13 protein-coding genes are annotated in these 13,373 nt (G+C 37.1%); 3 read left to right on the forward strand and 10 right to left on the reverse strand.

Going from position 1 to position 13,373, the window contains the following annotated elements; genetic code table 11:
- Position 1: 1 nt before the first annotated feature.
- The 6 genes from B9T28_RS09080 to B9T28_RS09105 all read right to left on the reverse strand — a co-directional run bounded on the left by B9T28_RS09080 (position 2) and on the right by B9T28_RS09105 (position 7,971).
- Positions 2-730, reverse strand: a complete 729-nt coding sequence (locus tag B9T28_RS09080; RefSeq protein ID WP_086203652.1) for a hypothetical protein — start codon at positions 728-730, stop codon at positions 2-4.
- A gap of 14 nt (positions 731-744) precedes the next feature.
- On the reverse strand, positions 745-2,931 hold the full coding sequence (locus B9T28_RS09085) for a hypothetical protein (RefSeq protein WP_086203653.1): 2,187 nt from the start codon (positions 2,929-2,931) through the stop codon (positions 745-747).
- A gap of 294 nt (positions 2,932-3,225) precedes the next feature.
- Entirely contained in the window at positions 3,226-4,662 is a 1,437-nt protein-coding gene (locus B9T28_RS09090) for a hypothetical protein (RefSeq protein ID WP_086203654.1), read from the reverse strand.
- A 229-nt stretch (positions 4,663-4,891) separates the two neighbouring features.
- The gene (locus B9T28_RS09095) at positions 4,892-6,301 is read right to left on the reverse strand and encodes a hypothetical protein (protein ID WP_086203655.1); all 1,410 of its coding nucleotides are present in this window, start codon (positions 6,299-6,301) and stop codon (positions 4,892-4,894) included.
- 363 nt (positions 6,302-6,664) lie between these two features.
- Positions 6,665-7,234 carry a dCTP deaminase gene (gene dcd / locus B9T28_RS09100; protein WP_086203656.1) on the reverse strand — a complete coding sequence of 190 codons (570 nt, stop codon included), beginning with the start codon at positions 7,232-7,234 and terminating at the stop codon, positions 6,665-6,667.
- 143 nt (positions 7,235-7,377) lie between these two features.
- Positions 7,378-7,971 carry a LysE family translocator gene (locus tag B9T28_RS09105; protein WP_086203657.1) on the reverse strand — a complete coding sequence of 198 codons (594 nt, stop codon included), beginning with the start codon at positions 7,969-7,971 and terminating at the stop codon, positions 7,378-7,380.
- 357 nt (positions 7,972-8,328) lie between these two features.
- On the opposite strand from B9T28_RS09105, the gene B9T28_RS09110 reads away from it, so the two are divergent.
- Complete coding sequence (locus B9T28_RS09110; RefSeq protein ID WP_086203658.1) at positions 8,329-8,871, forward strand: DUF2062 domain-containing protein; 543 nt, start codon at positions 8,329-8,331, stop codon at positions 8,869-8,871.
- A 101-nt stretch (positions 8,872-8,972) separates the two neighbouring features.
- Here the strand turns inward: B9T28_RS09110 and apbC are convergent, their stop codons facing one another.
- Entirely contained in the window at positions 8,973-10,247 is a 1,275-nt protein-coding gene (gene apbC, locus B9T28_RS09115; protein ID WP_086203659.1) for an iron-sulfur cluster carrier protein ApbC, read from the reverse strand.
- 473 nt (positions 10,248-10,720) lie between these two features.
- Here apbC and B9T28_RS09120 point away from each other — a divergent pair, with 473 nt between their 5' ends.
- The gene (locus B9T28_RS09120; RefSeq protein WP_086203660.1) at positions 10,721-11,020 is read left to right on the forward strand and encodes a hypothetical protein; all 300 of its coding nucleotides are present in this window, start codon (positions 10,721-10,723) and stop codon (positions 11,018-11,020) included.
- A gap of 239 nt (positions 11,021-11,259) precedes the next feature.
- Here the strand turns inward: B9T28_RS09120 and B9T28_RS09125 are convergent, their stop codons facing one another.
- Positions 11,260-11,670 carry a hypothetical protein gene (locus B9T28_RS09125; protein ID WP_086203661.1) on the reverse strand — a complete coding sequence of 137 codons (411 nt, stop codon included), beginning with the start codon at positions 11,668-11,670 and terminating at the stop codon, positions 11,260-11,262.
- Between the two features lie 206 nt (positions 11,671-11,876).
- On the opposite strand from B9T28_RS09125, the gene B9T28_RS09130 reads away from it, so the two are divergent.
- The gene (locus tag B9T28_RS09130) at positions 11,877-12,095 is read left to right on the forward strand and encodes a DUF6500 family protein (protein ID WP_086203662.1); all 219 of its coding nucleotides are present in this window, start codon (positions 11,877-11,879) and stop codon (positions 12,093-12,095) included.
- A 2-nt stretch (positions 12,096-12,097) separates the two neighbouring features.
- On the opposite strand, the gene B9T28_RS09135 is transcribed toward B9T28_RS09130, so the two are convergent.
- Positions 12,098-12,403: a putative quinol monooxygenase gene (locus B9T28_RS09135; RefSeq protein ID WP_086203663.1), complete on the reverse strand. Its 306-nt coding sequence runs from the start codon at positions 12,401-12,403 to the stop codon at positions 12,098-12,100.
- Between the two features lie 39 nt (positions 12,404-12,442).
- Complete coding sequence (locus tag B9T28_RS09140) at positions 12,443-13,243, reverse strand: hypothetical protein (protein ID WP_086203664.1); 801 nt, start codon at positions 13,241-13,243, stop codon at positions 12,443-12,445.
- Positions 13,244-13,373 lie beyond the last annotated feature (130 nt).

The following is a 13,373-nucleotide window of genomic DNA, read 5'->3' on the forward strand; positions in this document are numbered from 1 at the left end:
ACTAGCAGCGTGGATGACTTCCATCACAACTGAAGATCATGACTTTTCCGTTTAAAGCTAAATTTCCATTCATCATCATACCGGTAAAGCCTGTTTCCTTACCCTGATCGTAAACGGAAGTAGTTCCTACTTTTCCATTCGCGATATCCGTTACTGTCGAGTAGACTGAAGCTTTGGTATATCCATAATCTTTAGAACTTGCTCCAACGCCTTCATTATCAGCAGTACTATTAAAAGTATCTTGCTCTATTGAAAGTGCACTAAAACCATAATTATGTATTTTTATTGGTGATGAGGCTGTATAACCTAACTGAATAGCAGGTTTGATAATTTCTTTACCCTTATACTCACCAGAGTCACTGGTATATTTTAAATCCACGCCATCCAAACTTAATTTTTGAATATCAATTGTGCCTTGCACACCCTTAAATACCAACCACAACTTATGACCTGAATTACTATCCGCAACAGAGAAAATGTTATCTTTATCATTGACACCTTTAGTCACAAAGCGCTTATTTACAGACAAAGCAATTCGACAAAATTCAAGTTTTCCACATAATGTAGAATCAAAATTACCATCATTTTTTTGATTCAAAGTCAGCTTCAAAGACAAATCTGCACCAGCCTGACCTTCTACTAACTGTAAATCTTGATCTGACATTGGTTCTAAAGCAGCTAAAGGAAAACTCATAAAACCCGTTAAAATAAGAAGCAAACTTTTTTTCATCATCTTTTCCCTATTTATAAGCCTTTTGTTGTAATTTTCATATGCTGAATCAATAAGCCATCAATAGCAGCTGAACCAAAATTATTTGATGGTATATTTGGAGCAACGTCAGGTTTTACTCCCGGCATATTTGAAATATTCGGCGTCATACCAACCAATCCCAACGCGCCTGCCGAAGCAGTTTCCCATAAAGCACCGGATGCATTCCAATCTCTATTGCTGTTTGCTGGATCTTGTGCGGTGGAAGGCTTTGTTCCTGTACAATTATAAGTACAACTTGATGGAACATTTGCCGCGCCAGGTGGAGTTATATAACTCCCAGGATTACCTGCTCCCACTTTATATTCCCAAGCTCTAACAGTTCCAGTACTGCAACTCCAGACAAGATTACAACTATAAGTCCATGTTCCTATCACTTTCGCTTGTCGGAAGCGCGATTGTATATCTGTATAAACCCCTGTGATTACATCACCTGTTGAGGTATCCACTAATTTTCCAAATGAAATACCAATCGCTTCTACACCATTATAGGCAGTAATTTGATTTAACTTATTATCATAAACCGTAGAACCAATCGTAATACTACTATGCGTCGCACTATTCCCCTGAAAACCAGCAATACTGCTGCTACCACATTGATACACATTACAAGTCGAACCCAAATAGGTTTTATCTAAGCCCGTATAATCTGTATAAATTTTCTTATAGATCGTTTCCTTATTTGGGATACGGGCGACTTCTAAACTAAAGTTTTTGCCATCCGAACCTAAAGTTAAGGGTTGATACGTCGTACCCAAAACCAAGTTAGAGTTTAAGTTATAAATATATATACCTTCACTCGAGTCAAAATTTGGTGCTCCCCCTCCATTAATGGCTGGGGTATATATATTATTGGTATCAGAGGTTTCACGCGTACTTAGACGGAGCACCTTATTGGTTATTTCTGGGCTAGCCGCAGACCATGTCGTGTTTGAAGTATCTGTCGTTGTGCTTTTTCGCACTTGATATTGACAACCACCTGAATAATTAGGAGTACCACCTCCTGCATTATTACATGATGCACCACTAGACTTGCCCGTTACCTTATCGAAATCTACTGTTGAGCCATCATGAATCATCGTCCATGCCGACTGATTTCTAGTAGTCTGCGTAGTAATTTTCGCTCGTAAATTACTAGAATCACCACTGTTAAATCGCAATACACCAGATGCACCCAACGTATTATTAGAGAAAACACTCATTCCACCTGTGTTGGTTGCACCACCCAGCGTTTGAAATAATTGTATACGACTGCCATTAATACTAAATCCATTCCAAATGGCCTGTAAACGCAATCTATTCGCTCGGTTTACATCACTCGTACCCGCCATCTGTCCCAATAAATATAAATTAGGGTCACTTTCAGCCTTACTTTGATCCAAAACCAAAGCATCAGCCCAAGTTGCTAATTTTAAGTTATAGGCATCGGCTCCCTCTATATCCTTTAAAAAATCGACTTTATCCGCAACCTGATACCAATTGCTTGAAGTGTCTGGTCCATTTGGATCAATTTTTTGATTTTGATATAATACATTTCCATATACATCTTTTTTAGGCTTGCCATCAGTACCGATAATTGCAATTGGATTTGGACGTGTACTGGTTACTGTTGAACTGCCATATAAAGGAGCTTCTAAAGCAAAATATGGAACTGAACCCGTCTCTGTATTTTTAACTGCACCATTATCTGGAGTAAATGTGGGTACATTACTCTCTGTTCCCACTTGTAATAACCATGGGTTATCCGCTGTGCCCCAACTTGAAATTTTTGCAGCGGCTTCTGTTGTCGCCAAACGACTATTACTATCACCATCCGATTTAGACAATGCTAAACCATATAAGTAAAGATCAGCCTTACCCACAGAATGCCCATCTGGACGATTCAATGCAGTATCAGACAAGGGACCTGTAGGAAGATAGTGAATATAGCCTGTATCTTTACTCCGATTACTAAACAATTCTGCTTTACTTTCATTTGCTCCGTAACCGCGAAAGACCATATAAGCATCTTGCGGAAGTAAAGCAACACCCTCACCAGTTGTATCACTTAAGTTTTCATCCGACAATGCTTCGAGTGCGAAGCAAGGCTGGCTTAGACATAAACCAATTAAACTCGCCAAAACGGTTTTTTTTAATTCCACCGTATAATGGGATGCCGTCATCTTGACCTTCCTTTTTTTTATACGGCGCTCCGCACCATATCTTTTATTTACTATTCCTACAATCTGTCGAAATTTAGCCCTCAATTTCAACCAGTCTTTATATTCTTATCACTGTCCATAATAGGTAATTTTTCTTTTGTTGGCAAAGTAAAAGCAATAACAACAATAAAAATCCGATAAACGCCAACTCCTAAACAATATGACACTGTATTTAGCAATATACCAGCTCTACACCCTCCTCACCTTCTGAATAAAAAAGCGACTTAAAAGCCGCCTCTTCCCATAAAACCAAAATTAACAGAACTTCAAACTACCATAGCAATTTGCTGTAGGGTTCTGATTAGCTAATTTGATATTTGAAAGTGTTAATGTTGCAGGATTTTTTAATGTTGCAGCACCTAAATCAACAACAATTGGCTGAGGTGTAGTCAATGTCATACCAAATATCGATCCCAATGCCGACCCTGCAGGTACGTATACGCGATTCTCTTCTTTGAGCAACTCATTGGTCATTAATGTCGCAACTTGTGGCAAAACATTTGAAACATCAACTTTATCCGAAGCCTTTAAATAGCCCAGTTGTACCGGCTCAGCAAATGACATCCACCACCCCTGCTGAGCAACGTCAGTTTGCAACATCTCAGATAAATTTTTAGCCCCCATATCACTTGGATCGACATAACTCCCAGGCCATAAAAGGGCTTGTTGCTGCAGACTTAAATACCCCCCCGTGCCAACCAATGGAATATTATGAAACATACTTAGAGCTTGATCGAAAGTAATATCCATATTCAAGTTTTTAATCATAGAACCTGTTGCTAACTTAATTTTAGAACTCGTAGCTACTAACGCTATTGCATCAAAGTTAACTTTTAATTGATTACTCGGACCATCAGATAAAGATATTTGCCCAATAGTTGCTTTTACATGCTCTACATGAGCATTCGTCATACGCCTACCATTCACCTGAAAACCCGGCATTGTAAATCCTGCTTTCATCGATGGAACGGTAACCCCATTAGTATCCGAACTCCCCGGTTCACTGGTAAACTCCCGATCATTTCCTAAAGCACTAAGCAAGCCCTTAATTTGATGATCTGCCTGCTTACCAAAAAGAGTTGGTAATGTATCCACTTCACCCGTTGTAGCCGCGATACGCATAAAACCACTTAAAGACTGGATACCATCTGTACTCGAAGGAAGCATCCCATTTGCTATACCTGCAGAAAGTAATCCTGTAATTTTTTCTGCACTAAATCGCAATCCAACAATTTCACGAGTCGCAGCCTTATCTGGATTTTTGACTGCAAATTCCATAAAGGGATTGGTCAACTTAGCACTTGTTGAGGCACGATCGGTCAAACCATAATCTGGACTTGAACCACTGGCGGCATTATAACCAGCAGGCAATCCACTGAGTGATAAATTTTTAATATCGACATCACAAGAACCCGCACCATTTACACCACCGCAACCTAATTGCAAATTACGAATATTAGCATTTAAGTCCATCTCAGCTTCAAGACCGAGCTTATAAAACCCCATATTTGAACCATTACTATACTTTGTCATCAAATTAGCAGTATCTGATGGCGCAAGATAAGCCAAGCTCATGAGTGCCTGTCCCACAGTGTCAGATAATTGCTGATCACTCAGTTGAACCAGTGTATGCGCCTGCAGTTGACTTATAATGCCAACTGAAATTAGCGCTGCTATTATTCCTTTACGCATTTTATCCCTATTTTCCCAGTACCATTCCTATTAAGAATAACAATATATATTTTTAATTAAAAAAATTATTGAGATGTGATGAGTGTTTTAAATCCATTAAAAACATCATTGACTTTATCTTATACAAATTACCAACCTTAATCTTTGATCATATAACTTGTTATTACTTTTTTTTAAACAATAAAAAAGGTGACGCAAGCCACCTTTTTTTATTGTTTATACATAAATATTAGCAAAATTTCAAGCTTCCATAACAATTCGGCACAAAATCTTGACCCGCTAGCTTAATTGGATCTAATGCAAAAGGCACCTTGGTATTGGGTAAATTTACCGTTCCTATTGCTAAAGAACCGCCCAAACATGATAAACCAGAACAATACGCCATCGCCCCACCCTCATTATAATGCTTATACAAAGCACAGTTAATGCCAGAGGCGTTACCATCAGAACAGCCTTGAGGCCCCATAGCATCCGCTAAAACCGAATTTGGAACATCTAAACTATTTGAAGGTGTTAATTTTCCCACATCAACTGGATCATCAAATGCCATCCACCACCCTTTTAATGCAGGCGCAGCCATACCTGGCCAATATACCGTATCATTTTGCAGTGACAACGAAAATGGACTATTTACTTTGACTTTATGAACATAGCCTAAACTTTCATTCATACTCAAATCTGCCTGAAGCCCCTGAATCGTCCCCGTAATATCCTTTGACATATTCAAGTCCGCCCCAAGAATAGCTTCCTTAATCACAATGGATAACCCTTTTTGAGAAAAATTCATAGGTTGAATATAAGCTGTTCCCGTTACAGGAACAGAAGTTAATCTATTACCATAGACTACAGTTTCATTGGTACTAAAGGGTGCCGTAGTTTTATCCAAAGTAACATTATAATTACTGGCTTCATAGTTTCTTATGCCTATACCTAATAAGTCGACGTTAACTCGACCCGTCATATTTTTCCCCGTATCAGCCTTACTCATATTTCGCCCATTAACCGTTGCAATGCCCGCACAACCTGCTGGGTTTGTTGCAGCCATACTTGCATTACATCCTTGGGCAGCAATTTTCATATAACCGCTCATAGCATTAATACCATTAGGTGTATTCGTGTTTTCGGTACCAAATGTTAACATTGCTAGTGCATTTTCGGCACTTAATCGAATTCCTTTAATTTCACGGGTTGATGCTTGATTAGGGTTCTTAATTGCAAATTGTAGAAATGGATTGGTTAAAGTCGCATCAGATGCAACTCGTGATTCACGATTCGCTTTAGTATCAGAAGTCTCGTCTACAATGCCACTTAAACTAAAATTATCAATATCAATGTCACATCCCCCAACACCATTTGTACCGCCACAACCTAGCTGTAACTTCTTGATATTCGCATTAATTTCTATATTGGCCTCTAAACCCAATTTATAAAAACCCATATTTTTATCACCACCTGCACGTTGTGATTCTAAATTTGTCACATCCGTAGGTGCAATATACGTTAAACTCATGAGCGCCTGCCCAGTCGTTGCAGACAACTGCTCATCTGTCATTGACTGTAGACTTCCAGCATATACACCACTCATACTTAAAGTACTCAGTGCTAATAATGCAATATTAAGATATTTTAATTGGAGCATGAATACTCTCTCCTATCCGTAGTTAATGAGCATATTTTTATTATTTCCAATATTTTTTTAACTTATTTGATCAGCCATACAATCAAATAATTCACATTACTCAGTATTATAATTTAACTCATAATATTTATTTGAGTATGTATATTTAATAACCAATATTAACATTATTAATCAAACACAATATATCAATTTGATACTTTCCGACAAGAGGCTGTATGTTTTTTAAACCAAAACATATAATCCCTCATACCAAATAAACTATAAAAACATGATTATATTCATCTAAAAGTCCTGTTAAGACTACAAAAAAAAGCAAGCCTATGGCTTGCTTTTTTAACATCATATTTTACATCACAGTTCAAACTAAGCCTTGGGTAAGGTAACTCCAGTTTGACCTTGATATTTACCACCACGATCTTTATAAGAGGTTTCACACACTTCATCAGATTCAAAGAATAACATTTGTGCCACACCTTCACCCGCATAAATACGTGCAGGCAAATTGGTGGTATTAGAAAACTCTAAAGTCACATGACCTTCCCACTCTGGTTCAAGTGGAGTTACATTTACAATAATTCCACAACGTGCATAAGTTGATTTACCTAAGCAAATAGTCAGTACACTACGAGGAATACGGAAATACTCCATTGTACGTGCTAGGGCAAACGAGTTCGGTGGAATAATACACACATCTGATTCAATACTGATAAAACTGTTTTCATCAAAATTTTTAGGATCAACAATAACGGAATGAACATTCGTAAATACTTTAAATTCACGTGCACAGCGAACATCATACCCATAGCTTGAAACGCCATAAGATACAATTTTTTCACCTTGCTCATTCACACGAACTTGATTCGCTGCATATGGTTCGATCATGCCGTGATTTTCGCTCATCTCGCGAATCCAACGATCAGACTTAATAGCCATTTTGAAATATCCTGAAAATAGGTAAAAACATTTATTGCGCTGTACTTTAACTTAAAAGCAGATTTAAGGAAATGTATAGTCATAACAAAACTCAGGTCTGAAAGGAATACAGCCTGAGGAAACATGCCAATTTGCGCATGCGCTTAAAGATGTAAAAGTGCCGAATAACTCAAAGGAACAGAAAAACTAATGAGCACCAATGATGCCATTCTTTGCATATTACGTTGGTTTAACCAACTGACTTTATTACTAGAAAGTGCAGATCCAATATAAGTCCAAAAAAATGCAATGGGCACAATGAGTAATAAAAAAGCCAGCATATGCGCGATATACGCAGCCATACTTTGCCATACAAATACAGGGAAAATTGCTGAAGCAAATAGCAATGCTTTCGGATTTACTAACGTTGCAATAAATAATTCTTTAGGCTGAATGGTCGGCTGATCAAAATCCACATCCTGTGTTGCGGTTCGCCATAATTTAAATGCTAAAAATAAGATATAACCGGCACTAAACAATTTTAAAATAGTTGGAATAATAGGAAATTGCTTTGAAACCGTCCCAATAATGACGCCCCAAATTGTAATTGAAATAAAATAACCCAAAGCTTCCGCAGGAATTAAGACTAAAGAACGGCGTACTCCCACTTGTATACCGGAAGATGCCAAAAGCGTATTGGTTGGTCCTGGTGTCAATAAAATCGTCACCACCAACCCTACAAAAAGCCATGAAATCATTAAATGACCTCACTATATAATTGAACGCACAATAAATCAGTTTATTCAACTTCGCAAAAAATAATTGTAAGACAACATATTACAGAAATATATGACCTATAGAATATATTGTTTTTCAAAATGTTACATATAAAACTAACACCTTTAAAATATTGAACTATTTAGTCACCCTTGCTTTAAAACATGGTATGTAATCAATTATTTATCTATTACATGATTTAAGTTTGGTTTCAGTTTCTAAGTTTATACTGGGTCACATGTCCACGGCATTAATCCGATCCCCACCATTCAAGCTGTCGTTTTTCTATCCAATCAGGCAAAATGGCATCACCTTCGTCAAACAGACTTATATTAACTATGGCAAAGCGTTTTTTCCGGTCTTGGCTTCCGTCTCCGGAACAAGTCAATAATTTGAAAATAATGAAGATTTTTGGTGATAAAGCCTTAAATCCAACGCTTTGGTATGTCAATCGTAAATCTATTTCTAAAGCCATGTTCATTGGTACATTTTGGGGAATATTACCTATTCCACTTCATAGTATCCTGATTATATTGACTGTTTTAATTTTTGAAGCCAACTTACCCATTGGCTTATTATTGGCTTGGGTGATGAACCCATTGACCATTGTACCCATTCTTATTTTTGCGTTTTGGATTGGTTCTAAAATTTATCATGTACACATGATTAATAAAGAGATGTTACTGGGTGTTTTTCATCAAATTACCCATTGGATAAAAAACTTTGGGCATGGTCATATTGACCTAAGTTTAGCGAAAATTTTAGCCACAGGCTTGTTGATTGAAGCACTTATTTTTGCAGTACTTTTTTTTGCAATCACTCGTATCTATTGGCGCTGGTCTATTATTAAGAAATGGAGAATGCGCCAAAACTGTAAATGAACTTCAATAAAGTTTTACTGTGATTTCCCTGTATTGATATAAAAACAGCCCACATATGAAGAACAAAGTGAGCTGCTGGTTTGACTATTCTATGAAAACTATTAAAAAATTCGGCTTTGATCTTTTTCGGCCTTAGGCAAAGCATCAATAACTTTCTTGGCAATCGCTAGATAGCTTTCTGCAGCATCATCCCCAGCAATTACAGAAGGTTTGCCTGCATCCGCATTTTCACGAATACGGACATTCAATGGCAGACGACCCAGCAATGGAATGTCATATTGTTCCGCAAGCTTATCTCCACCACCTGTACCAAAAATTTGCTCTTCATGGCCACAGTTTGAGCAAATATGCGTCGACATATTTTCGATCACACCCATAACTGGAATGTGTACTCGATTAAATAGTTCAATCCCTTTGGTTGCATCCATCAGTGCGACATTCTGCGGTGTGGTCACAATAATTGCTGCTGTCACAGGAATACGTTGTGCCAATGTCAGTTGAATATCGCCAGTACCAGGTGGCATATCAATAACCAAAACATCAAGTTCTGGCCACAAGGTTTGGTTAAATAACTGCATCAATGCACCTGTTGCCTTTGGCCCGCGCCAAGCCACAGGCGTATTATGATCGCCGGTTAAATGCCCGATCGATAAAACTGCCAAGCCATATGCATCTATAGGTACAAAGTTTTCTGCCTCAATCATCGGTGTCCGTCCCTGATTGCCCAACATCGTCGGAATGCTCGGTCCATAGATATCAGCATCGAGTACGCCAACTTTCAAACCTAATTGTTGTAAAGCCAAAGCAAGATTGACCGTCGTCGTTGATTTACCAACACCACCTTTGCCTGATGAGACCAATATGACATTTTGAATACGGGGATGCTTAGGCACATCACGTTGTTGCGGTGTTGCTTTTTGAATTGGGGGATTATTCGGATCAATTTCCGCTTGGCTTTCCTCAGGCTTAGACGCGCCAGAAGCATCAATCACAGGCGGTAAATTTGCTTGTTGCTTAGTTTCAGCTTTAGGTTGCGTTGAACAACTATGCCCTTCTTTAGCATGATCATGACTCGAACAAGCATCACCTTGGTTATGCTTCTGTTGAATCACATGCATATTCAACTCTTGAATACCACATTTTTCCAATGCATCAGCCAAATCATCGTGAATTTGTTGTAATTGATCTGCTTCGGCTGGAAGAGTATTGATGGTAATTTGTAGCGTTCGACCTTCAACATTGATTTGGCTGATACGATCTTGTAATGCATTTTTCGAATTCGGCAAAATATAGCTTTGGAGCACATTTTGGATTTCTTCCTCTTTCACCTCCTGCGCGGGTGAAAAAACAGATTTAAGCGAAGAAAGCCATGACATAAGTTTGCTCCAAATATGGAATACATCTAAAACTATAGTTTAGCTGTAAATTGAGCTCAGGTTAAGTCAACTTCGATTAAGCTTGTTAAATGCACCGATAAATTCTAGTAATTTACTCAGATTCTAATGCCGTATCCATTACTTGACCATTGTCGAGCCTTGCCCAACGGTGATGTCATAAAAATCATCATCTGTAGTAAATAACGAAATCCATGCGGGGCAATACATGTAAAGTCATCATTCAACAAGTCGATGATTTTTTTTTCAAGATCAACTTAATCCAAATAGGAATACAATTCAAACAGCAACCATCATCCAATAAATTATACCGTCATCCCTATTTTTAATGATGAATTATGAAATACCCCGAGTTATTAATATTTCAGATACAAATCAAGAAGCAAAGTTAAGTTATAGTCAAAACTTAATCCCTGATATTTATCAGCTATTTTTATAATTTCAAGGCATTGAATATGAAATCTATTCTCATTTTTTTTCTTTCTTTAACATGCTCTAGTCTATTGTTTGCAGCCAATGAGACCGATACTTTACGTACAGCAAATGGTCAGTTGGTAACGATTGGTGATAGTTATACCAAATTGATCGACCGTATGGATCAATCCCCTCTTTCTATGAGTTCTTATGAATGGAAAGAAGGAAAAAATAGTTATACTGCTATGGATTATATTTATCAGATTGAAAATACCATTTATACCGTAACAGTGGTGAATAATCAGGTCAAAAAAATTGAATGGATCAATAAAGACATTTAGATCAGCGAAGATTTCAAATCAGTATTATTTTTTGTGAAAGAAGATTTATAAACTTAGGACAAAAGAACAAATTCAATCGAAAAAGTCCATTTAAGTGAAGCTCTTTCCTCATTATCGCGCTTAACCTAAAGTCATGGCATATGAGTTACCAATAAAAAGACTACCGCTCAATTAAACCATTGATCGGTAGTCTTTTTATTACTGAGTTGCACATATTTTCTTTATACGATACTTAGGTATTAGCCTTTATCATTAGACTTAAAGCTATTAAGGGTGTCGGTTGCTTTTTTCTTTAATTCATCAAATTTCCCAGTTGCCTGAACTTTAAGTTCATCAAGCTTTGCAGAAGCTTCATGTTTAAGTTCATTTGCCTTGAGCTTAGCTTCTTCTAATTTATGCGTTGCCTCCGTTTTCAATTGTTCCAGTTTTTCATGAGCTTTATCTTGAAAATCTGCGGCTTTATCTTTTACAACATCAATTTTTTCTTCAACAGCAGCTTTTTCTTCAGCATGTTTAGCTTCTACATCATTTTTCAGCTCGTTTAATGCCTTTTCACCCTCGAGTTTCACGTCTGATACTTTATGTTTTAAATCATCACCAAGTTCTACTGCTTTATTTTTTAAATCATCTAACTTACTATCGTTTGTCATCGTATTACCCCTGTTTTTCAAATATCGTTTAAAAAATCTAAAAGCTCTGAATTGAGTTAAGACTGTCTATAGTTATATATAATTCAAGCTCCGTTTCGGTTTAAAACTGCAATTTGCAATAAATACCATACATAATGTAACGTTGTATCTTTTGATCATTGACAAAAAATGTATAAATTAAACTATATAAGTTAAGGCCTTGAAGAATGAATACCGCACTTAAAGAGAAAATACTCAAAGTATGTGATGAAAAAATTAATCAGAAAGGGAACAATGTTGGATTATCTTTTTATGCTTTTTTCGCCAATAAAAATAATGATCCTGAATCGTTAATGCAAGTTGCTGAATGGTGGATTAAGACCCATCAACTGGATCATTTTGAGAAAGCAATCAAGATCAAACAACTAATTGAAACAGAAAAGTAAGCTTATGCTTTTTTAAGCAGATCTTCAAAGCTTTGCATATGAGTAAAAACAGCCTCTTTGCGTTGATATTGATCAATTTGAGGAACAAGACGCTGAAAGTGTTCAGATTGCACATGTGCATCTAGAGCAGCTCGGTCAACCCACTCTTCAACAAAGACAAAATGTCCTTGATCTCGCAGATCATGATAAAGATCGTAAGCGATACAACCTTGCTCTAATTTAGTCTTTTCCACCAGCTCTTGGTACAAAGGCAAAACCAAATCAATGTTATCGACTTGAATAAAATCTTCTGCGAGAAGTTTGAGCATATTGGTTCCATTATAAGTCAGGGGCATATCCCAATCATCTTAAGACTTCAAGGTACTCATAAAACTAATCACTGAGAATAACCAAACAAACAGTACAAAGCTACGTTCATGGGTAAAATGTACGACATCTGTCCCATGTACAATATTATGACGAGTCATGGTCACAGTCGAACTGCTATCCATTTTATAAGCGTCTAATTCAGCAAAATAAACATTCAACTCACAGGCAATTTTAGACTTATGCCACAAGCTCTTTATTTCGTGGCCTTTTAAACCAGGAACGATTTTATAGACATCAATAAATTTGGTATGGTTCTGTTTTAAATAACCTTTGGCAATCAGGACATCAGTCAACAAACCTTCCAATTGTGCATATAAAAGCGGAATACAACCTGCAAAACATTGCATCTCATACAGCTTAAAGGCTTCTTGAATCACTAAGCGACGTTGAGCTTTATTCTCACCAATCTCAAGAGCATCAAAAGCTTCAAGTAATTCAGCTTGAAAATAGTCAGTCTTGATGACATCTAAAAGATTAAAATCGACATCACTTTCATGCTGATTAATCAAATTCCAAATATGCACTAAATTCAAGGCATCATTGGCAACTTTACTGTCAACAGGCTGATCTAACTGATTCGCCAAAACATCAAAATAAGGCTCATTGGCTGCAAGTACTTTTAACATCTGAATGAGGTGTTTATGTTCAGCAGCAGACATTGATTGTAGATATTGATCGGCATCTTTTAAAATGCTTTGCCCGAGTTGTTTACCCTGTTCATGTTGCGGAATTCGGGTTACTTCTTGTTGTTCAAAATCATCGAAATCGTCATCAATCATTTGTATCTAACTCTGTAGCATCTCTTTAGCTCAACATTATCCCTGTTATTGAATCAGCAATATACAAAAATCTACTTTTGAAAAGAATTCACTGAATCCCTTGTGCATCTTCCCAGCAACTCAGGTAAAA

The sequence above is a fragment of the Acinetobacter silvestris genome (assembly GCF_002135235.1).
In the GTDB taxonomy this organism is placed as follows: Bacteria; Pseudomonadota; Gammaproteobacteria; order Pseudomonadales; family Moraxellaceae; genus Acinetobacter; species Acinetobacter silvestris.